Genomic DNA, 20,192 nt, shown 5'->3' with positions numbered 1-20,192 from the left:
GCCGGGCCCTTCCAGCCCGGTCGGCCCGGCGGTCTCAGGCGAGCCCGGCGAAGAGGTCGTCCTCCTTGTCCGGCCCCTCGCCGCGCACCCGGATGAACGACTCCGCACCGAAGACGATCGGCTTGGCCTCCTCGGGCAGTTGCAGCAGGAAGATGCTGTCGCCCTGGCTGGCGTGCGCCCTCAGCGCCTCGAACTTGGCCTCCGCGTACTGCGCGACGTCCACCGTCGTGGTGATCATCTCGTCGGAGACGCCGAAGTTCATCGGCTCCTCCATGCCCAGCTCCTCGGCCAGCCCGCTGGCCTTGAGGTAGTCGAACATCATCTGCAGGCCCGACTGGGGCACCGCCGTGTAGTAGAGCCTGTCCGGGATCCCCGTCCTGTCGGTGGCCGCGACCGCGACGCGGTGCGTCTGGATGTGGTCGGGATGCCCGTAGCCGCCGTTCTCGTCATAGGTGACGACGACCTGCGGCCGGTACTGCTCCATCAGGGCCACGAGCCGATCCGTCGCCGCGTCGAGATCGACGTTGGCGAAGGAGTCCGCCGCGTGGTTGGCGTCCCAGCCGTCCATTCCCGAATCGGCGTAGCCGAGCAGTTCCACATGCTGGATGCCGAGCAGTTCGGCCGACTTCTTCAACTCCTGGAGCCGGAGCTCCCTGACCGCCGCCGGGTCGTGTCCGGGCTCTCCGGGCTTCACCCCGCCCGGTCCGTCTCCCTGCTCGCCGTTGGTGCACGTCACGAGCACCGTGCGGATTCCGGAGGCGGCGGCCTTGGCGAGCACCCCACCGGTGCTGATCACTTCGTCGTCGGGGTGGGCGTGTACCGCCATCAGGGTCAACATGGACTCAGCGTACGTCCACCGTCTTCCAACCGGTCACCTTCTTCTGCCACACGGTGGTGCCGTTGTAGCGGGCCGCGACGGTGCCGTCCTTCTTGGCGGTGAAGAGGCGCGAATAGCGACCCTTGGAATTGGTCGTGACCACCGCGATCCGGGTGCCCTTCTTCTTGCCCTTCGGCTTGAACCAGATCTCGATCTTCTGCTTTTTCAACGCCGCGTAGGCGCCCTTCGCCCCCAGGGCCCGCAGGGTTCCCTGAACGCGCAGCTTGGCCCCCTTGGTCACGGGCCGGGGAGCAACGGCCACGTTGAGCTTGGCGGCCCTCCGGACCGTCACCGCGCCCGTCTTCTTGGCCGTCTTGAAGGCGTAGTAGGCGTCCTTGGACGTTCCGTCCGTGGCCGCGACCTCGATCGTGTAGCGGCCGCCCCAGTCGTTCGCGTCGAGCAGGGCGGTCCCTCTCCAGACGCCGTCTCCGGCGGTTCCCGAGACCCGCTTCAAATCGCTGATCAGCGCGAACCCCTTACCGCCCGCGTGCTTGAGGGTGACGTCGACATCGGTGATCTTCGTGCCGGTGACGGCGACCTTCACCGGCACTTTCGTCTTCTTGCCGGGGACGATGACGGGATTCCCGTACGCCTTCATGGCGCGAATGGTCAGCGGACCTTCCGCCTGGGCCGGGGCCGGGCCGGAGAGAACGGCGGCGAACACCAGCAGGGCGAGAGGGGCGACGGTACGCATGCGGGGGAGTCTAAACGCTGCCCGCGTTTTCACCAGAGGCCTCCCGGATCCACACCTGGAGCAGCAGCATCAGTTCCAGCCTGAACTCGGGGTTCTCGAAATCGAAATCGAATATCTCCTGGAGCTGCCCCAGCCGGTACCGGACGGTCTGCGGGTGCACGCACAGGGCGGCGGCGGCCCCGGTGGCGTTGAAGCCGTTCTTCAGGCACTCCAGCAGGGTGAAGGCCAGCCGCAGCCCCTGCTTCTCCCCCGCCCTGGTCAGGGGGGCGAGCCTGCGCGCGGCCACCAGGGAGGGCAGCGCCCCGCCCTCCTGCAGCAGCAGCGCGGACAGGTGCTCCTCTGCCCGGACGAGGAGGCCGGACCTGCGGCCGCTCTTTCCGGAGACCACCCCGGACGTGAGGAGGTCCAGGGTCCTGCGCGCCCACCGCAGTGACGTCCCCGCCTGTTCGACCGGCACGGACGGGCCGATCGCGCCGGTCCAGCCGCCGAGGGCGGAGGCGAGCTCGTCCACCCGTCCGGGGCCGTCGGCGTCGGGCATCACGAGGCAGAGGGTGCCCTGGTCGTGCCCGCTCAGCAGGTGCGGCGGCAGACCCGCGGGGCTCTCGCCGCCGCTGCCCTGGCGGGGCAGCAGCACGACCACCGCCAACCGCTGCGGCAGCGGCCAGCCGGCCAGCGCCGACTGCTCCCTGAGCACCTCGGGGGGCACCGGCGGGTCGGCCAGCAGGAGGCTGAGCAGCCTGTTCCTGCGCTGCTCCCGCTCGCCGGCCGCCTTCTCCCGCGCCCTGGCGTAGCCCTGCGCGGCGGCGGAGACCAGCTCGTCGAGGAAGGCGAAGTTGGCCTCGGCGAGTATCGCGATGAGCGAGCGCGACTTGCCGAGCCGGTCGGCCTCCACCGACAGGTGCCGCCAGGCGATCCGCGAGGTCACCCGCATCGCGTTCTGCAGGTGCTCCAGGCTCCTGCCCTCGACGGCCTCGCCGTAGCCGACGTCGAAGTAGACCTGGTGGACGTCCTTCCAGGAGATGTCCGGATCGGCTATCAGCTCGACGAAGTGCTCCATCGCGTGCCCGACGGCCCGTTCCACGATCTCCTCGTAGACGAGGTCGCCGGGCCGGGCGTACTCCGGCACGTGCTGCTGCACGCCCTTCACCATCACCCGGCGCAGAGCCGGGAGATGGGGACGCATCCACCCGGCTTCCTCGCGCGGGACGTTCCGCCAGGGTTCGGCGACCAGCTCTTGGCCCTCAGACATCACCGCCATTCTGGCGACGGTAGATTCACCGTCGCCGAGGTGAAACTCAGCGTGATGATGTGTGCGAAGTCACAATTTGTCAGAAGTTGATAAAGCTTTTCGCACGAGGCCTGAGCAGCGATTTACTCAATCAGCGGTGAAACGGACAAAGGTTTTCTTCAGTCGGACGCATACCGCGCCCCGGCCTCCTGGCGGACATTCTTCCTAGCCTGTCCGGCTTTCCCACCCCCCAGGAGTGTCCTGATGAGACGCCTTTCCCTGCTGGCGGCGGCCCTGGCCGCGGCCTCGTCGCTGATCGCCCCGGGCTCCGCCGCCGCGGCCCCCACCGGCTGCACCGCTTCGGAGGCCGACATCTTCGCCCCCGCCGCGCCGCTCTCCGGCGCGAACGGGGAGCTGCTCGCCTGCCGCACGGTGACCCTGCCGCACGTGCCGGGCGACATCCCGATGAACGCCTACCAGGTGCGTTACGTCTCCTCCGACCTGCGGGGGAAGAAGGTTCCGGTGACGGGCTTCGTGGCCGTCCCCAAGGCGGCCTGGACGAAGAGCACGCACCGTCCGACCGTCGCGTTCAACCCCGGCACGCTCGGCTCCGGCTCGCAGTGCGCCTTCTCCAAGCAGATGACGGGCGCCTACCAGGACGCCTATGAGGGCGACCAGATCGCCGCGTTCCTCAAAGCCGGCTTCGCCGTGGCCGCCACCGACGGCATGGGCTACGTCAACGGCGGCGTCCACACGTACATGATCGGCCAGAACGCCGGGCACTCCCTGCTGGACATCGTCCGCACCTCACGGCAGATCCCCGGCGGCACGCTCAACACCCAGGGGCAGGTCGCCATCTCCGGTTACTCCGAGGGCGGCGCGGCCTCCCTGTGGGCCGCGCAGGTCGCGGCCTCCTACGCTCCCGAGCTGAAGGTCGTCGGCGCCGCGGCCGGCGGCGTGCCCGGCGACCTCAAGCTGACGGCGGCGAAGCTGAACGGCGGCCCCTTCGCCGGCTTCCTCGCCGACGCGGTCGTCGGCCTGCACGAGGCCTACCCGGCCCTGCCCTTCGACGAGCTGATGAACGACACGGGCCGCAAGGCCGTGGCGGACGTCAAGGCCAACTGCCTGTTCGGCACTCTCGGCGCGTTCCTCGGCAAGAAGATCGAGAGCTTCACCACCGCCGGCTACTCGCTGGAGGCCCTGTACGCGCTGAAGGACCCCGCGGGCAACTCGTGGGGCCAGGCGGTCGAGGAGCAGAAGCTCGGCGTCGGCATCGGCGGCCGGTTCTCGTTCGCCAAGTGGAAGATCGACTTCCCCACGTTCCAGTACCGGGGCGCGCTGGAGGAGATCATCCCGGTCGAGACCCAGGAGGAGACCCGGCGGCTGTACTGCAAGGCCGGGATCCCCACCCAGTTCAAGAACGACTACCTCGGTGAGCACCTGCTGACCGACGGGATGGCCAAGAACGACGTCACCGCGTGGATCTCCGACCGGTTCGCCGGCAAGTGGATGATCGGAAACTGCCCGCTCTTCTGACGGGCTCCCCTTCCGGATCCCCGCCTCGCGCGCGACGAGGCGGGGGTCCTCACTTGCTCGAACGCTTCGACTTCTTGGTCTTCACCTTGGTGCCGCTGGAGGAGTCGTCCTCCCATTCGTAACCCAAGGTCTTCTTCTCGCAGTAGCTGTTGGCGACGACGGTGTCGGTGGCGTCGTGCTCGCACCAGCGCTCCTTCTCGGAGCAGGCGGTGAGACCACCCGCGACCACCGCGAGCGTGACCACGGACAGAGCGAGCCTGCGCATCTTTCACCTCTTCTGTGTCGGTGTGACGGAGGGAACGCTAACGCCCGGCAGTCCCTTTTCACCAGGGACTCGGCTCCCCCTTCGACCGAGCACTCTGTCCACCGTCACGAGGGCCGCTCCAAGGAAAAAGAACAAAGCGGCATAAGTAACAGCATTCACCGCCACACCGCCATAACCGAGTTCCAGCACGTCCAGGAACGGATACGGGTAGCGCAGATCCCCGGACGTGACGAACATCCCACGGACGAGGGCGAAGGCGAAGTAGCCCAGCGGGTAGACGAGCCATATGGCCGCATGGACGTAACGCAGAGCCCCGTGCCGCGCGAACACCAGCCAGCCGAGCAGCCCCAGGACGGGCGTGGCCATGTGCAGGACCGCGTTGCTGAACGCGGCGAACCCGTGCTTGGGCTCGGCGGTGGGCGCGAGGACGACGTTGTAGACGAGCCCGGTGATGACGATGAAGAGTGTGGCCGAAGTGAGTACCGGCAGGGACGGCTCTCGTCGACCGTTCCATAGCCGCCACCCCGCGAGCGCGGCGACGATGCCCAGGTAGACGTTGCTCTGGTTCGTGAAATAGACGGCCTGGTCCTTCTGCCCGTGGGCGATGAAGCTCGCCGTCTCCCCCAGGAGCACCAGGACCGCGAGCAGTGTCCAGAAGGAAGCGGCGACGACCCGGTTCTGCATCCGGTCAGTGTAAGGACCGGCTGTGAGGGATCGCACAGGCCGCCGGGGTGACGACTTCCCCCGCCCTCTGGTTACGGTTACGTAAGCGTAAGTTATTCGGAGGCTTCGATGAGCGCCCTCACCCGCGTCCTGTCCGCCCTCACCACCCCGCTGCTCCCCGACGACTACCTGAGCCTGTTCAACCCGCTCTGGTCCACCAGCGAGACGCGCGGCCGGATCGTGGAGGTCCGCAGGGAGACGGCCGACGCCGCCACCCTCGTCATCAAGCCCGGCCTCGGCTGGAGTGAGCACCGCCCCGGTCAATGGCTGAGCGTCGGCGTCGACATCGACGGCGTCCGGCACTGGCGCAGCTACTCCCTCTCCGGGCCGCCCGGCACGGTGGAGATCACCGTGAAGGCGCAGGGCCTGGTGTCCGACCACCTGGTGCGCCGGACCCGCCCCGGCACGATCGTCGCCCTCGGCGAACCCGAAGGCGACTTCGTCCTGCCGTCCGAACCGGTGAGGCCCCTGTTCGTGACGGCGGGCAGCGGCATCACCCCGGTCATGGCCATGCTCCGCGCCGGAGTGCGCGACGCGGTGCTCGTCCACAGCGCACCGTCCCGCCCGTCCGTCATCTTCGGACCCGAACTGCGCCGCATGGACGGCCTCCGGTACATCGAACGGCACACCCGCAAGGAAGGACGGCTGGAGCCGTCCGAGCTGAAGGCGCTCGTCCCCGACCTGGACGAACGCCAGATCTACGCCTGCGGCCCGGAAGAGATGCTCCGGGTCCTCGAAAAGCACTACCCCTCCGTCAAGACCGAGCGGTTCCGTCCCATCCGGACGGAGATCGGAGACGGCGGCGAGGTCTCCTTCACCCGAAGCGGCGTCACCGCGCGGACCCGCGGCCCGATCCTCGACGCCGGAGAGTCCGCCGGAGCGCTGCTGCCCAGCGGCTGCCGCATGGGGATCTGCTTCAGCTGCGTCGGGAAGCTCACCTCCGGCAAGGTGCGCGACCTGCGCAACGGGCAGGTCCACGGCGACCCGGGCGACCTCGTGCAGATCTGCGTCTCCGCCCCCGCCGGCCCCTGCGAAATCGACCTCTAACCCGACCCGTAAGGGAGAATCGCGATGAGCACCGCCACCCTGCCCCCCGAGGCGCGGAAGACCCGCCCGCTCAGCCCGTCCACCGCCCACCTCACCTCCGAGGACATCGAGGCCATCGGCGTCGAGTTGGACGCGCTGCGCGAGGAACTGCTGGACTCCCGCGGGGAGAAGGACGCCCGCTACATCCGCAGCGTCATCAAGCTCCAGCGGGGTCTGGAGCTCAGCGGACGCGCCATCCTGTTCGCCGGCTGGTTCCCGCCCGCCTGGGTCGCCGGGACGACCGCGCTGTCCGCGGCCAAGATCCTGGAGAACATGGAGATCGGGCACAACGTCATGCACGGCCAGTGGGACTGGATGCGCGACCCGAAGATCCACTCCACCACGTGGGAGTGGGACAACACCTCGCCCGCCGACCAGTGGAAGCACTCCCACAACTACGTGCACCACACCTACACCAACGTCGTCGGCAAGGACCGCGACATCGGCTACGCCGTCCTGCGCATGACGCCCGAGCAGCGGTGGTCGCCGTGGCGGCTCGGCCAGCCCGTCTACGCCGCGCTGCTGGCGATGTTCTTCGAGTACGGCGTCGCGCTGCACGACCTGGAGATCGAGAACGTCCGCACCGGCAGGAAGCCCCGCTCGGAGACCCGCGCGCAGCTCAAGGCCATCGGCCGGAAGGTCCGCAGGCAGGTCCTCAAGGACTACGTGGCCTTCCCCCTGCTGGCCCTGCCGACCGGCGCCGCACTGCCCGTCCTCGCCGCGAACTTCACCGCCAACATCGTCCGCAACGTCTGGTCGAACCTGGTGATCTTCTGCGGCCACTTCCCCGACGGCGCCGAGGTCTTCCCCGAGGACCAGGTCGAGAACGAGACCAAGGGCGAATGGTACGTGCGCCAGATCCTCGGCTCCGCCAACATCTCCGGCGGCCCGCTGATGCACCTGGCCACCGGCAACCTCAGCCACCAGATCGAGCACCACGTCTTCCCCGACCTCCCCAGCAACCGCTACGCGGAGGTCGCCCCCCGCGTCCGCGACCTGTGCGAGAAGTACGACATCCCCTACAGCACCGACACCCTCACCGGCCAGATCACCTCCACCTGGAAGAAGATCTTCCGCCTCTCCCTGCCCTGACGCCCTCCGCCCGCACCCGTTCCGGCGCGTCCTAGGGTGAGCGGTGTGGACAGCGCTGTGCACGAGGTCTTCGAAGGGCAGCGGGCCAGGCTGACCGGACTGGCGTACCGGATGCTCGGGTCGCGGCAGGACGCCGAGGACCTCGTTCAGGAGGCCTACCTGCGGTGGGCGCGGGCCGGGGAGGTCGAGCATCCGCAGGCGTGGCTCACCAAGGTGGTGAGCAACCTCTGCCTGAACGAGCTGGCCTCGGCGCGGGTGCGGCGGGAGTCGTACACCGGGCCGTGGCTGCCCGAACCCGTCTTCACGGATGAAGATCCGGTGGAGCTGCGCGACACCGTCTCGTACGCGCTGCTGACGCTGATGGAGCGGCTCACCCCGGCCGAGCGGGCCGTGTTCGTGCTCAAGGAGGCGTTCGGGTACTCCCATCACGAGATCGCCGGGTTCCTCGATCTCACGGACGCCAACACGCGGCAGCTGCACAGCAGGGCACGGCGCCGGCTGGGGGACGGGCCCCGGTTCACGCCCTCGCCCGAGGAGCAGAGGCGGCTGGTCGAGCGGTTCCTCGCCGCCGCGGTCGAAGGGGACATCGACGGGCTCACCTCGCTGCTCGCCGCCGACGTCACCGCCTGGTCGGACGGCGGCGGAAAGGCCCGTGCCGCGCTGCGTCCGATCACCGGACGGGAGAAGGTGCTGCGGTACGTCCTGGGGCTCGTGCGCAGGCTCGGCGGCGCGGAGATCGTCCTGACCGAGTTCAACGGGGAGCCCGCCATGGTCACCTTCGGCGAAGGGTCTCCGTTCACGGCCACGGTGTTCGAAGTCGGCGAAGAGGGACTCACGGGGCTGCGTACGGTGCTGAATCCCGAAAAACTCCGTCTGGTGGCCCTGCGCCTGTCACATTCCTGAGCCCTGTCCGGTTCTCCTCTGTGGAACACCCGAGAGAGGAGCACCCGATGATCATCGTGACCGGAGCGTCCGGGACCCTGGGCACCCCGCTGACGCCGCTGCTGGCGCGGGCCGGCGCCGACGTCCACGGGCTCAGCCGCAGGCCCCGGCGGGGAGACGGCGTCACCTGGCATCTGGGAGACCTCGCCGAAGGGCCGTCCGTGCTCGGCGAGGCCGACACGATCGTGCACCTGGCCAGCGACCCGTTCAAGAAGGGAGCGGACATCGCGCAGGCGCGGGGGCTGCTGAAGGCCGCGCGGCCGGACGCCCACCTCGTCTTCATCTCGATCGTCGGCATCGACCGCCACCCCTACTTCTACTACCGGACCAAGCTGGCCGTGGAGCACATGATCGAGTCCTCCGGACGGCCGTACACGATCCTGCGCGCCACCCAGTTCCACGAGTTCGTCGCCCGCTTCCTCGACGCGATGAGCAGGGGGCCCGCCTTCGTCGTCCCGTCCAGTACCCCCTGCCAGCCCGTAGCCGCGGCCGAGGTCGCCGCGCGGCTCGCCGAACTCGCCCTCGCCGACCCGGCGGGCCGCGTTCCCGACCTGGGCGGGCCGGAGGTCCACGACATCCGGCACCTGGCCCGCACCTACATGGAGATCACCGGGAAGAGGCGGCCGCTGATCCCGGTGCGCCTCCCCGGCAAGGCCGCGCGCGCCTTCCGGGAGGGGATGCACCTCGCCGCCGAGCCCGGAGGCAGCCAGACCTGGCCGGAATTCCTCACCGGACGCCTTCTGTCTTCGGCCCCACGCCTCTAAAGTGATCATCTCGACTGTCGTGGGAGAGGCGGATGCCCGTGTACCGCGCCATCAGCCGTAAAGCCGTCGCCGGGACCGTCGCGGGCGCCCTGGTGACGGGCCTCCTCGTCGCGGCACCCGGGCGGGTGACCGCCGCCAGGCCGCTCAACTGGCTCAACTGCTCCTCGGACCACTCCCCCGAACTGGCCCAACGACTCGAGAACAGACTGCGCAAGGCCGTCCGGGGCCGTTCGGGCACCATGTCGTTCGCGCTGTACGACCGCGAGCGCAAGGTCGGCTGCTACTACGGCTCCGGACGGCACTACGACTCGGCCAGCACGGTCAAGCTCACGATCGTCGCCGCACTGCTGCGCACCGCCCAGAAGCAGAAGCGCGGCCTGACCGCGCGAGAGAAGTCCCTGGCGCGCGCCGCGATCACCCGTTCGGACAACGACGCCACCACCGTGCTGTGGCGTCAGCTCGGCCGCTCCCGCGTCCAGGGCCTGCTGAACGCGGTGGGCATGCGCGCCACCAGGCTCGACCCCGGCGGCCACTGGGGACTGACCCGCACCACCGCGGTGGACCAGCTCCGGCTGCTGCTCACGCTGACCCGCAAGGGCGACGTCCTCAACGCCAAGTCCCGGCGCCACCTCCTGAAGCTCATGTCCGAGGTGGTGAGCGGGCAGCGGTGGGGGACCCCGGCCGGGGCGTCCTCCAAGATCGACGTGCGGGTCAAGAACGGCTGGCTGCCCCGCGCCGTCCACGGATGGCGTGTCCACAGCCTGGGGATATTCGGCGACGACCGGCGGGACTACATGATCGCCGTGCTCACCCAGGACAACCCGTCCCTCAAGCAGGGGATCATCGCCATCGAACGGGTGTCGCGGATCGTCCACGGCACGCTCGTCCCCGAGTCCAGCGCCCGCCGGATCCCCACCCCGTATCCGCCCGAGATCGGGGACGGCAGCGCGCCCTTCACCATGGAGTGACCGGAACCTGCCGATCTCCTGACCAGCCGTCACACCCCGATAACCAGGATGAAGCAGACACGAAACGCGTTCCGAGCAGTCTGCGAGCATGACCGGGGACCTGCAGTTCCGCGAGATCCATGGTTACCGCCGCGCCTTCCGCATGTTCGGCGACGGCCCGCCCCTGCTGCTGATCCACGGCATCGCCGACAGCTCCGAGACCTGGCTGCCCGTCCTGCCCGCCCTCGCCGAGCACCACACCGTCATCGTCCCCGACCTCCTGGGCCACGGACGGTCCGACAAGCCCCGCGCCGACTACGCCGTCGCCGCCTACGCCTGCGGCATGCGCGACCTGCTCGCCGTCCTGGGCGTCGACCGGGTCAGCGTCGTCGGGCACTCCCTCGGCGGCGGCGTCGCCATGCAGTTCGCCTACCAGTTCCCCGAACGGTGCGAACGCCTCGTGCTGGTCTCCAGCGCGGGCATCGGGCCCGAGATGCACGCCGTGTTCCGGCTGGCGACCCTCCCCGGCGCGGGCCCCGCCCTGAGGATCCTGTCCGCCTCGCCCCTGCGCGGCGCCGTCCTGACGGCCGCCCCGGCGCTGCGCCTGCTCGGCGGCGCCGGGCTGGGCCCCGACCTGGACTACGTCCTGGACCGCTACTCCGAACTCGCCGACCCCACCGCCCGCAAGGCCTTCCTCCGCACCGTCCGCGCCGCCGCCGACCCCGGCGGCCAGGCCATCACCATGCTCGACCGCAGCTACCTCGCCCGCCACCTCCCCACCCTGATCGTCTGGGGCTCCCGCGACGCCATCATCCCCGCCGCCCACGCCCGGCGCGCCCGGCAGGCCCTGCCCGGCAGCGCCCTGGAGATCTTCGAAGGCGCCGGCCACTTCCCCCACCACCACGACCCCGCCCGCTTCGCCTCCCTCGTCACCGGCTTCCTCCGCGACACCGAGCCCGACCCCTTCGACCGCCGCATGTGGCAGGAGGCCCTCCGCGAAGGGCACCCCGCCCCGCCCGGCGCCTCCAGCGGAGCCTGACCTCCCGCGAGGCGCCGATCACCCCGCGCGCCCGCCGCCGGAACCCGTCCCGGAGGCGTCCGGCGCGGCATGACGCCCACGACGGAGGGGACGCGCCGCCTAAAGTGGTGGGGTGAGCGAGCCCAAGGCCATCGGTCGGTCGGAACAGACCCGAGAGTTGATCGTGGACACGGCGCTGCGGCTGTTCCGGGAACGCGGCTACGACGCGACGACCATGCGGGCGATCGCCAAGGAGGCCGGGGTCTCCGTCGGGAACGCCTACTACTACTTCGGCTCCAAGGAAGAGCTGATGCAGGCCTACTACGACGAGCTGCAGGAGTCGCACAACGCCGCCTGCGAGGCCGTCCTCACCCGCGAGAAGACCTTCGCCGGACGCCTGCTGGGCGTGCTGCGGGCCCGCGTCGACACGATGGTCCCCTACCACGCGTTCGCCGGGAAGTTCTTCAAGCTCGCGGCCGAGCCGACCAGCCCGCTCAGCCCGTTCAGCTCCGAGTCCGGCCCCGCCCGGCAGGCCGCAGTCGCCCTCTACCGCGACGTCGTGGACGGCTCCACCGACCTCAGGCTCGACCCCGACTTCCAGCAGGAGCTCCCCGAACTCCTGTGGCTGTACTCCATGGGAATCGTCCTGTACTGGGTCCACGACGGCTCCCCCGACTGCCGCAAGACCTACCTCCTGGTGGACCGCACCGTCCCGCTCGTCACCAAGATGGTGGGGATGTCCCGCCTCCCCGGCTTCCGCTCCGTCACCCGCGAACTCGTCGACATCATCCGCAGCGTCCGCGCCTGACCGGCTCCCGGGAACCGCGCCTTACGGCGATCACCCCTACCGGTACCCGGTGACCACGCCTCCGGCGTCCGCGCCTGACCGGCTCCCGGACCGGGCCCGGGAGCCGGTCAGGCGCGGCGTGCCGGCGTCAGGCCAGGCCCAGTGACTTCATGGCGAAACCGATCTCGGCCTCCACCTGCTTGAGGCGCTCCTCTATGACGAGGGAGCCGTGACCCGCGTCGTAGCGGTAGACGTCGTGGGGGACGCCCAGCTCGGTCAGTCGCGCGAGGTAGTTGTCGATCTGGCGGATCGGGCAGCGCGGGTCGTTCTCGCCCGCGAGGATCAGCACCGGGACCTTCACCGACTCGACGTAGGTGATGGGGGACGACTCGCGGTACTTGTCCGGCACCTCCGTGGGGGAGCCGCCGAACAGGGAGCGGTCGAAGGCCTGCAGCGCCTCCATCTCGTCCTCGTAGGCGGCGACGTAGTCGGCGACGGGGACGGCGGCGACCGCGACGGACCAGTCGTCCGGCTGGGTGCCGATGCCCAGCAGCGTGAGGTAGCCGCCCCAGGAGCCGCCGGCCAGCACCAGCTTCTCCGGGTCCGCGAGACCCGTGCGGACCACCTCGTCCCGGACGGCCTTGACGTCCTCGAGCTCGATCAGGCCGACCTTCTCCTCCAGCGCGTCCCGCCAGGCGGAGCCGTAACCGGTGGAACCCCGGTAGTTGACCTGCACGACCGCGAACCCGTGGTCGACCCAGGCGGCCGTGCCCGGGTTGAACGCGTCGACGTCCTGTGCCGTCGGCCCGCCGTGCACGTCGAAGACCGTAGGGAACGGACCCTCGCCCTCAGGCCTGGAGACCAGCGCGTGGATCCGGCCGCCGGGGCCCTCCACCCACAGGTCCTCCACCGGGACGGACGGTGGCGCGGGCTCCCCGGGCGGGGTCAGCACCACGGCGCCCGTGGTGGAGCGGATCACCGGGGGCTCGGCGGCGCAGGTGAAGCCGTACTCGACGGTGCCGTCCGGACGGGCGGTCGCGCCCCCGACGGAACCACGCGGGGTGTCGATCCTCGCCAGCTCACCGGACTCCAGGTCGTAGCGGAACAGCTCGTCCCGCGCCTCGTAGCCGTGCGAGACCAGCAGGCTCCGCCCGTCGGGGAACCAGCTCGCGCCGACCTCGCCCGGCAGGTCGAAGACCAGCTCCCGCTCCTCGCCGGTGAGCGGGTTCCACAGGAGCAGCTCCTCCTTGCCGCGGCGCTCGTGATCGACGAGCAGCCGGGGGTCGCCCTCCACCGGGGAGAAACCGGACGGGCCGACGCCCTTGCCGGGGCCGTCCCACAGCTCGGCCACCACCGAGCCGTCCGGCCGCAGGATCTTCAGCGCCGGATGGCGGCTGTCGCCGTGCTCGCTGTGCCCGACCGCGATCAGCTCCTCGTCGCGGGAGAGACCGCCCAGGTAGGCGTTCTCCGCGTGCTCGTAGATCGTCACGGGCTCGCCGCCGGGGTCGATCAGGTGCACCGACGAGCCGTGCCGCCCGCTCCGCCCGACCAGCACCCGCCCGCTGCGGCCCAGCGCCAGCCCCGCCGGGTACGAGGGCTCCAGCGGGGTGGCGGGCACCGCCTCGCCGCCCTCGAAGGGCTGCCTCATCCACACCCCGAACTCGTCGCCGTCGGTGTCGGCGAACCACCACAGCTCCCGCCCGTACGGGTCGAGCCCGCCCATCAGGGTGCCGTTGGGCCGGCTGGTCGCCTGCCGCTGCTCTCCCGTCTCCCGGTCCCAGGTGTAGATCTCCCAGGTGCCGCTGGCATTGGACCGGAAGACCGACCGCTCCGGAGCCTCGCGCGCCCACCCCGGCAGGCTCACCCGCGCAGCCCGGAACCGCTGCTTCCACCTCTCGTCACTCATGAGTCCTGTCTATCCCACTCGAACCGGTGAATCGTGTCTTCAGCCACAGGCTGATCCCGTGCGACGGCCCGGCCCCTGTTCGGGCCGCCACACGATGTTCCACGTGGAACATCACCGCAGACCGGAGAGCTTCGCCGGCAGCCCTGCGGCAGCAGGCGGCTCGCCTGATGCCGTTCGCCGTCGGCGACGGGACCGCCGGAGAACCGAGAATCCCGTGCCCTCGACCGGCGGCGGTCAGCGGAGGCGGCGGATGTCGCCGTAGGCGCGGTAGAAGCCGCCCCGGCCGGAGGGGCGGACGCCCTCGACGAGGTAGCGGGCGCCGGGCTCGCGGATCTCCTTGGGGAACTGCACGCGCCAGGTGTCGTCGAAGCCGGAGGAGACGACGCGGACGCGCAGGCGGGAGCCGTCCTGGTAGCACTCCACGACGATGCCGTCCTCGTCCGCGCCGGCCGTCTCCAGGGTGACGGTGGGCTCGACCGTGGGGAGCGAGGCCGCCGCCTTGACGTCGCGGGCCTGGGGCAGGGTGCCCTGCTGGGCGTCCAGGATCGCCTGCTCGGTGGCGTCGATGCAGGCCAGGGTGCCGTTCGTGGTGACGATGTAGAGGCGGCCGTCGAGGTACTGCATCGAGAACGCCGAACCGCAGCCGGTGCCGAGCTTCCACAGGCGGTTTCCCGACTGGTCGAAGCAGTAGATCGAGGAGGCGCTGTCGCCCGCGAAGACGTAGCGCCCGTCGGGAGCGGTGGCGCAGGAGTAGACGGTGGCGTCGCAGCGGTAGACCGCCTCGGCCGCGCCGGTGTCCTTGGCCAGCTGGTGGACCTCGTTGCGGCTCGTCCCGGCGTAGACCGAGTCGCGCTCCTGCCAGCCGAACAGCACGGAGCCCCGCAGCTCCCTGCGCCAGAGCGGGGTGCCGTCACCGGCGTCGAAGCGGGTGACGCCCCACGAGTCGCCGTAGTAGACGGCGTCGGTGTCGCACCGCACCATCCAGGCCGAGTCGCCCTCGTTGTTGCGGGCCCACTGGAACTCGTCCTCGTGGTCGATCGTGGTGACCCGCCCCTGCACGTCGGAGACGCCGAGCGTGCCGTCGTGGATGTCGAGCCAGTAGATGTCGACGTCCTGCGCGATCTCGTACGCGACGCGGGGGATCTTGCCGCTGAGGTCGTACACCTTGCCGTCGTCGCAACCCGCGTAGATCCAGAAGTCGTCGGCGACGATGCACTTCACCCCGTCGGGCAGGCGGAACCGGCCCGAGACCGTGCCGTCGTGCAGCACGGTGAAGACGTCGCCCCGCTCGTTGCCGACCCAGCAGCGCTCCTCGTCCACGAAGATCCCGAACGCCGGGGCTCCGCTGGCGAAACGCCACAGGACGGGCGCCTGCCGGGCGGTGGAGCGGGTGCTGGCGACCGGCCGCCGCGTCACCGACCTCGCCTGCCGCACCCCGCGGACGGCCGGCGCGTACCCCTTGCGGACCTTCTCCCCGACCTTCTTCGCGGCGGCGGCGACCGCCTTGGCCTCGGTCGCGAACTCGGTGGTCTTGGCCTGCCCCGGCGTGCCGATCCGCCCGTACGTGATCGTCACCCGGCTGCCGGACCGCACCACCTCGTAGAACTTGTGGGCGCTGCCGCCGTCCTCCGAGAGCTCCAGGTAGTCCGTCTGCGCGCTCAATTCCACTTCTCCTTGATCGGGGGGTGTCCCGAGCCTACGAAGAGCCACTGACATTCCTTGAACGCCGACGGCCCGGCCCCCGAAGACGGGGACCGGGCCGTGCGGACCAGCAGGTCAGGCGGTGAATTCCGTCGCGACGAGCTCGGCGATCTGGGCGGTGTTCAGCGCGGCGCCCTTGCGCAGGTTGTCGCCGCACAGGAACAGGTCGAGGGCCTTGGGGTCGTCCAGGGAGCGGCGGACCCGGCCGACCCAGGTGGGGTCGGTGCCGACGACGTCGTTCGGGGTCGGGAACTCGTGCGCGGCGGGGTCGTCGCTGAGCACGACGCCCGGCGCGGAGGCCAGGACGGCCTGCGCCTCGGCCTGGTCGACCTCCCGCTCGAAGACCGCGTGCACGGCCAGCGAGTGGGTGGTGACGACGGGGACGCGCACGCAGGTCGCGCTGACCTTCAGGCCGGGCAGGCCGAGGATCTTGCGGGACTCGTTGCGGACCTTGAGCTCCTCCGACGACCAGCCGCCGTCCTTGAGGGAACCCGCCCACGGCACGACGTTCAGCGCCAGCGGGGCCGGGAACGGCCCCTCGGTGCCGACGGCGGCCCGCACGTCGCCCGCGCGCTGGCCGAGCTCGCGGTTGCCCGCGACCTTCTCCAGCTGCGAGTACAGGGTGTCGATGCCCTCCTGGCCCGCGCCGGACGCGGCCTGGTAGGAGGCGACGACGAGCTCGGAGAGCCCGTACCTGCGGTGCAGCGCCCCCATCGCGACGATCATCGACAGGGTCGTGCAGTTCGGGTTGGAGATGATCCCCTTCGGACGGGCCAGGGCGGCGTCCGGGTTCACCTCGGGGACGACCAGCGGGACGTCCGGGTCCATCCGGAAAGCTCCGGAGTTGTCGACGGCGACCGCGCCGCGCTCGGCGGCGATCGGCGCCCACTGCGCGGACACCTCGTCCGGCACGTCGAACATCGCGATGTCGACGCCGTCGAAGACCTCAGGGGCCAGCGCCTGGACGACGACCTCCTCGCCGCGGACGGTCAGCTTCTTGCCGGCCGAGCGGGGCGAGGCGATGAGGCGGATCTCGCCGTAGACGTCCTCGCGGGTCGACAGGATGTCGAGCATGACGGTGCCGACGGCACCGGTGGCGCCGACGACGGCCAGGGTGGGCTTGCGGCTCATCGGCCGGTACCTCCGTATACGACTGCCTCGACCTGGTCGGCGTCGAGGTCGAAAGCTCTGTGGACGGCATGGACCGCGGTGTCGACGTCGTCCTGATCGACGATCACCGAGATCCGGATCTCCGAGGTGGAGATCATCTCGATGTTGACGCCCGCGTCGGCGAGCGCGCCGAAGAGCGTGGCCGAGACACCGGGGTGGGCCCGCATTCCGGCGCCCACCAGGGAGATCTTGCCGATGCGGTCGTCGAACCGCAGCGACTCGAAGCCGATCTCCTCCTGCGCCTTGTTCAGCGCGGCCAGCGCGCTCTGCCCGTCCGTGGCCGGCAGGGTGAAGGAGATGTCGGTCTTGCCGGTCGAGGCGGCGGACACGTTCTGCACGACCATGTCCAGGTTGATCTCGGCCTCGGCCACCAGCCGGAAGATCGCGGCGGCCTCTCCGACCTTGTCCGGCACGCCCACCACGGTGAGCTTGGCCTGGCTCCGGTCGTGCGCGACGCCGGAGATGATCGCGTGTTCCACCTCGGTCCCCTCAGTGCTCGCGACGACCCACGTGCCTTCCTTCTGGCTGAACGAGGACCGTACGTGGATCGGAATGTTGTAGCGGCGCGCGTACTCCACGCACCGCAGATGCAGGATCTTCGCCCCCGAAGCGGCCAGTTCCAGCATCTCCTCGTAGGAGATCTTCGGGATCTGCTGCGCGGCCGGGACGATCCGCGGGTCGGCCGTGAAGACGCCGTCGACGTCAGTGTAGATCTCGCAGACGTCGGCGTTCAGCGCCGCGGCCAGCGCGACGGCCGTGGTGTCGGACCCGCCGCGTCCCAGCGTGGTGATGTCCTTGGTGTCCTGCGACACCCCCTGGAACCCCGCGACGATGCAGATCGATCCGCCCTCGAGCGCGCTCCGGAGGCGCCCGGGCGTCACATCGATGATCTTCGCTTTACCGTGGAAGCTGTCCGTGATCACACCGGCCTGCGAGCCGGTGAACGATTTGGCCTCGTGCCCCAGGTTGGCGATCGCCATGGCGAGCACCGCCATGGAGATCCGCTCACCCGCGGTGAGCAGCATGTCCAGCTCCCGCGCCGGAGGCAGCGGAGAGACTTCCTGGGCCAGGTCGATCAACTCATCCGTCGTGTCGCCCATCGCGGAAACGACGACCACCACGTCGTTCCCCGCCTGCTTGGTGGCAACGATGCGCTGGGCCACCCGCTTGACGCATTCGGCATCAGCGACGGAGGAGCCGCCGTACTTCTGCACGACTAGAGCCACGGTAGGGCGCTCCTCAGTAGATCGGGGGTATAGCTTGACCCGTCGAGTCTATCGAGGCCGTCCCGAGACCTTTCATCTGGTTATCCCCCACACCCACCAGGCCGATCCGCCCTGACCTGCACGGATCCGGACGACCCGACGCCGCCCCCGCCCTGACCGGGAATTCCTCCGGCGGGCAGGTCACACTTCTGAAAATCCCATGGAAGTAAGAAATGTCTATCTTCTGTGGACGATCACCTCGGCGTGAAGGCGTCCAGGATCGACAGTCCTCCCTGCGGTCCCTAGGTTCTCTGATGTGCGTGCCGCCCGTCTGATCTCCCTGGTGTTGCTGCTCCAGTCGCGCGGCTCTATGACGGCCGGCGAGCTGGCCGGCGAGCTGGAGGTGTCCGAGCGGACGGTCTACCGGGACATGCTGGCGCTGGCCGAGGCGGGGATTCCGGTTTATGCGGACCAGGGGCGGCATGGGGGGTATCGGCTTGTCGGGGGGTTCCGGACCCGGTTGACGGGGATCACGCGGGACGAGGCGGAGGCGCTGTTCCTGGCGGGGCTGGACGGGCCCGCTGACCAGATGGGGTTGGCCGACGTGGTGGCCTCGACGCGGCTGAAGCTGCTCGCCGCGCTGCCCGAGCCGTTCCGGGGCGCGCCGGGCCGGACGAGCCGGAGGTTCCATCTGGACATTCCCGGCTGGTGGACCGACGCGGAGCCGCCTCCGCTGCTGGTGGAGCTGGCCCGTGCCGTCTGGACGGATCGGGAGATCGAGATCGGCTACCGGGAGAAGCAGCGGACGGTGCGGCCCTACGGCCTGGTCCTCAAAGGCGGCGTCTGGTACCTGGTGGCGGCCGTGGGAGACCAGTTCCGCACCTACCGGGTGGATCGGATCGCCTCGCTGCGGGAGACCGGGACGACCTTCGCACGGGACGAGTCGTTCGACCTGGCCGGGACGTGGGCCGAACGGTCGGCCCGGTTCGTCGCGTCGCTGTTCACGGGCGAGATCACCGTCCGGCTCAGTCCGGGCGCGATGCGGGCACTGCGTCGCGTGGCCGAGCCGCCCGCCGTGGAGCGGGCCCGCGCGGCGGCCGGGGAGCCCGACGGGCAGGGGTGGGTCGTCACCGTCCTGCCCGTCGAGAACCTGGACGTCGCCTTCGACCAGTTGCTCCGGCTCGGGCCGGAGGCGGAGGTCCTGGAGCCGCAGGAGCTCCGCGCCCGGCTGAAGGAGTCGGCCGAACGACTGGGGGCGCTGTATCAGCGATAACCGGTGACGTCCGCGGGCTTGCCCGCGTCCTGGACCTCCACGATGTACCGCCACGCGTCCGGACGGCTGCCGTCCACGTCGGTGAACCCGTAGACCTGCGCGAGCTGCCCGCTGGACAGCGACTCACCGTTCCACCGCGACCGCTCCGGGTCGGTCGCGAGAGCCGCCACCGCACGTCCCACGAACAGCGGGGACTCGGAGATGGCGAAGTGCGGCTCCTTCTCCAGCGCGTCCTTCCAGTTCTCCTCGGTGACGTCGAAGTGATCCAGCATGAGTTCCGAACGCAGCCAGCCGGGCGTCAACGACACCGCGGTCCCCCCGAACGAGGCGAGTTCCTTGGCCTGGGCGAACCCGAGCCGGTTCACCGACACCTTCGCCAGGTCGTAGAACAGGGAGATCCGGTAGTGGTCGGCGTTGTACTCGGCCGTCCCGTCGGTCATCTCCACCACCAGCCCGCCGGGGTTCCTGACGAGCAGCGGCAGCGCGTAGTGGCTGGTGATGATGTGGGTGTCGACCGCCAGCCGCAGGATCCGCATCCCGTCGTCCAGGGAGTGCTCCCACACCTTCGCCTCCCAGTCGGTCAGCAGCTCACCACCCCAGATGTCGTTCACCAGCACGTCGAGCCGCCCCTGTTCGGCGTCGATCCGCTCGACCAGCGCCCGCACCTGCTCCCGCTCCAGGTGGTCCACCACGACCGGGATCCCGTGCCCGCCCGCCGCGGTGACGAGCTCGGCCGTCTCCTCGATCGTCTCGGGCCGGCCCATCTCCGACCGCTTACCGCCCCCGCTGCGCCCCGTCACGTAGACGGTCGCGCCGATCTCTCCCAGCGCGACGGCCACCCCGCGCCCCGCCCCACGGGTCGCTCCCGCCACCAATGCGATCTTGTTCTCGTTCATGACTCCACTCTTCCCGCAAAACCTGCCAGGGAGTGTCAGCCTTTCCCGCGTCTTCCCGGCCGGGCCGGCCGCCCGACAAGCC

The 20,192-nt window shown here is 70.1% G+C and carries 19 protein-coding genes; 9 read left to right on the top strand and 10 right to left on the bottom strand.

What is annotated here, in order from left to right:
• Positions 1-34: 34 nt before the first annotated feature.
• From ABD327_RS02405 to ABD327_RS02395, 3 genes are read right to left on the bottom strand one after another with little or no spacing between them, the layout of a single operon-like run.
• Entirely contained in the window at positions 35-838 is an 804-nt protein-coding gene (locus ABD327_RS02405) for a PIG-L family deacetylase (protein WP_344448406.1), read from the bottom strand.
• Between the two features lie 4 nt (positions 839-842).
• A complete protein-coding gene (locus tag ABD327_RS02400) occupies positions 843-1,571 on the bottom strand; it encodes a hypothetical protein (RefSeq protein WP_344448405.1) in 729 nt (242 codons plus the stop codon).
• Between the two features lie 10 nt (positions 1,572-1,581).
• On the bottom strand, positions 1,582-2,820 hold the full coding sequence (locus tag ABD327_RS02395) for a PucR family transcriptional regulator (protein ID WP_344448404.1): 1,239 nt from the start codon (positions 2,818-2,820) through the stop codon (positions 1,582-1,584).
• Positions 2,821-3,063: 243 nt separating this feature from the next.
• Here ABD327_RS02395 and ABD327_RS02390 point away from each other — a divergent pair, with 243 nt between their 5' ends.
• Positions 3,064-4,335 (top strand): lipase family protein, encoded by a 1,272-nt coding sequence (locus ABD327_RS02390; RefSeq protein WP_344448403.1) that lies wholly within the window; start codon positions 3,064-3,066, stop codon positions 4,333-4,335.
• 49 nt (positions 4,336-4,384) lie between these two features.
• On the opposite strand, the gene ABD327_RS02385 is transcribed toward ABD327_RS02390, so the two are convergent.
• Both ABD327_RS02385 and ABD327_RS02380 read right to left on the bottom strand, forming a co-directional pair.
• Positions 4,385-4,600: a hypothetical protein gene (locus tag ABD327_RS02385; protein WP_344448402.1), complete on the bottom strand. Its 216-nt coding sequence runs from the start codon at positions 4,598-4,600 to the stop codon at positions 4,385-4,387.
• Between the two features lie 3 nt (positions 4,601-4,603).
• Positions 4,604-5,284 carry a Pr6Pr family membrane protein gene (locus ABD327_RS02380; protein WP_344448401.1) on the bottom strand — a complete coding sequence of 227 codons (681 nt, stop codon included), beginning with the start codon at positions 5,282-5,284 and terminating at the stop codon, positions 4,604-4,606.
• Positions 5,285-5,392: 108 nt separating this feature from the next.
• Here ABD327_RS02380 and ABD327_RS02375 point away from each other — a divergent pair, with 108 nt between their 5' ends.
• The 7 genes from ABD327_RS02375 (at position 5,393) to ABD327_RS02340 (ending at position 11,980) form a co-directional block, all read left to right on the top strand.
• Complete coding sequence (locus ABD327_RS02375) at positions 5,393-6,370, top strand: ferredoxin reductase (protein ID WP_425547026.1); 978 nt, start codon at positions 5,393-5,395, stop codon at positions 6,368-6,370.
• Positions 6,371-6,394: 24 nt separating this feature from the next.
• A complete protein-coding gene (locus ABD327_RS02365) occupies positions 6,395-7,501 on the top strand; it encodes a fatty acid desaturase family protein (RefSeq protein WP_344448400.1) in 1,107 nt (368 codons plus the stop codon).
• 45 nt (positions 7,502-7,546) lie between these two features.
• Positions 7,547-8,404: an RNA polymerase sigma factor SigJ gene (gene sigJ / locus ABD327_RS02360; RefSeq protein WP_344448399.1), complete on the top strand. Its 858-nt coding sequence runs from the start codon at positions 7,547-7,549 to the stop codon at positions 8,402-8,404.
• Between the two features lie 47 nt (positions 8,405-8,451).
• Positions 8,452-9,207, top strand: a complete 756-nt coding sequence (locus tag ABD327_RS02355) for an SDR family oxidoreductase (protein ID WP_344448398.1) — start codon at positions 8,452-8,454, stop codon at positions 9,205-9,207.
• Positions 9,208-9,239: 32 nt separating this feature from the next.
• A complete protein-coding gene (locus ABD327_RS02350; RefSeq protein WP_344448397.1) occupies positions 9,240-10,175 on the top strand; it encodes a serine hydrolase in 936 nt (311 codons plus the stop codon).
• Positions 10,176-10,263: 88 nt separating this feature from the next.
• Positions 10,264-11,193 (top strand): alpha/beta fold hydrolase, encoded by a 930-nt coding sequence (locus ABD327_RS02345; RefSeq protein ID WP_344448396.1) that lies wholly within the window; start codon positions 10,264-10,266, stop codon positions 11,191-11,193.
• Between the two features lie 112 nt (positions 11,194-11,305).
• Positions 11,306-11,980, top strand: coding sequence for a TetR/AcrR family transcriptional regulator (locus ABD327_RS02340; protein ID WP_344448395.1), 675 nt, complete (start codon positions 11,306-11,308; stop codon positions 11,978-11,980).
• Between the two features lie 127 nt (positions 11,981-12,107).
• On the opposite strand, the gene ABD327_RS02335 is transcribed toward ABD327_RS02340, so the two are convergent.
• The 4 genes from ABD327_RS02335 to ABD327_RS02320 form a co-directional block, all read right to left on the bottom strand.
• Positions 12,108-13,865 (bottom strand): S9 family peptidase, encoded by a 1,758-nt coding sequence (locus ABD327_RS02335; protein ID WP_344448393.1) that lies wholly within the window; start codon positions 13,863-13,865, stop codon positions 12,108-12,110.
• 234 nt (positions 13,866-14,099) lie between these two features.
• Positions 14,100-15,533 carry a WGR domain-containing protein gene (locus tag ABD327_RS02330; protein ID WP_425547025.1) on the bottom strand — a complete coding sequence of 478 codons (1,434 nt, stop codon included), beginning with the start codon at positions 15,531-15,533 and terminating at the stop codon, positions 14,100-14,102.
• A gap of 108 nt (positions 15,534-15,641) precedes the next feature.
• The gene (locus ABD327_RS02325; RefSeq protein ID WP_344448391.1) at positions 15,642-16,697 is read right to left on the bottom strand and encodes an aspartate-semialdehyde dehydrogenase; all 1,056 of its coding nucleotides are present in this window, start codon (positions 16,695-16,697) and stop codon (positions 15,642-15,644) included.
• Entirely contained in the window at positions 16,694-17,962 is a 1,269-nt protein-coding gene (locus ABD327_RS02320) for an aspartate kinase (protein ID WP_344448390.1), read from the bottom strand. The genes ABD327_RS02325 and ABD327_RS02320 overlap by 4 nt, the downstream gene beginning before the upstream one ends.
• 295 nt (positions 17,963-18,257) lie before the next feature.
• On the opposite strand from ABD327_RS02320, the gene ABD327_RS02315 reads away from it, so the two are divergent.
• A complete protein-coding gene (locus ABD327_RS02315) occupies positions 18,258-19,214 on the top strand; it encodes a helix-turn-helix transcriptional regulator (RefSeq protein WP_344448389.1) in 957 nt (318 codons plus the stop codon).
• On the opposite strand, the gene ABD327_RS02310 is transcribed toward ABD327_RS02315, so the two are convergent.
• On the bottom strand, positions 19,205-20,110 hold the full coding sequence (locus ABD327_RS02310; protein ID WP_344448388.1) for an SDR family oxidoreductase: 906 nt from the start codon (positions 20,108-20,110) through the stop codon (positions 19,205-19,207). The genes ABD327_RS02315 and ABD327_RS02310 overlap by 10 nt on opposite strands.
• Positions 20,111-20,192 lie beyond the last annotated feature (82 nt).

The sequence above is a fragment of the Actinocorallia aurantiaca genome (assembly GCF_039533685.1).
Lineage (GTDB): Bacteria > Actinomycetota > Actinomycetes > Streptosporangiales > Streptosporangiaceae > Actinocorallia > Actinocorallia aurantiaca.
The sequence above is the reverse complement of the archived record's forward strand: the minus strand, read 5'-3'. Positions and strand labels throughout refer to the sequence as shown.

Excerpts from the sequence above, each read along its gene's own strand:
- ABD327_RS02405 (WP_344448406.1), bottom strand. The coding sequence starts at position 838 with ATGTTGACCCTGATGGCGGTACACGCCCACCCCGACGACGAAGTGATC.
- ABD327_RS02400 (WP_344448405.1), bottom strand. The coding sequence starts at position 1,571 with ATGCGTACCGTCGCCCCTCTCGCCCTGCTGGTGTTCGCCGCCGTTCTC.
- ABD327_RS02395 (WP_344448404.1), bottom strand. The coding sequence starts at position 2,820 with ATGTCTGAGGGCCAAGAGCTGGTCGCCGAACCCTGGCGGAACGTCCCG.
- ABD327_RS02390 (WP_344448403.1), top strand. The coding sequence starts at position 3,064 with ATGAGACGCCTTTCCCTGCTGGCGGCGGCCCTGGCCGCGGCCTCGTCG.
- ABD327_RS02385 (WP_344448402.1), bottom strand. The coding sequence starts at position 4,600 with ATGCGCAGGCTCGCTCTGTCCGTGGTCACGCTCGCGGTGGTCGCGGGT.
- ABD327_RS02380 (WP_344448401.1), bottom strand. The coding sequence starts at position 5,284 with ATGCAGAACCGGGTCGTCGCCGCTTCCTTCTGGACACTGCTCGCGGTC.
- ABD327_RS02375 (WP_425547026.1), top strand. The coding sequence starts at position 5,393 with ATGAGCGCCCTCACCCGCGTCCTGTCCGCCCTCACCACCCCGCTGCTC.
- ABD327_RS02365 (WP_344448400.1), top strand. The coding sequence starts at position 6,395 with ATGAGCACCGCCACCCTGCCCCCCGAGGCGCGGAAGACCCGCCCGCTC.
- ABD327_RS02355 (WP_344448398.1), top strand. The coding sequence starts at position 8,452 with ATGATCATCGTGACCGGAGCGTCCGGGACCCTGGGCACCCCGCTGACG.
- ABD327_RS02350 (WP_344448397.1), top strand. The coding sequence starts at position 9,240 with ATGCCCGTGTACCGCGCCATCAGCCGTAAAGCCGTCGCCGGGACCGTC.
- ABD327_RS02345 (WP_344448396.1), top strand. The coding sequence starts at position 10,264 with ATGACCGGGGACCTGCAGTTCCGCGAGATCCATGGTTACCGCCGCGCC.
- ABD327_RS02335 (WP_344448393.1), bottom strand. The coding sequence starts at position 13,865 with ATGAGTGACGAGAGGTGGAAGCAGCGGTTCCGGGCTGCGCGGGTGAGC.
- ABD327_RS02325 (WP_344448391.1), bottom strand. The coding sequence starts at position 16,697 with ATGAGCCGCAAGCCCACCCTGGCCGTCGTCGGCGCCACCGGTGCCGTC.
- ABD327_RS02310 (WP_344448388.1), bottom strand. The coding sequence starts at position 20,110 with ATGAACGAGAACAAGATCGCATTGGTGGCGGGAGCGACCCGTGGGGCG.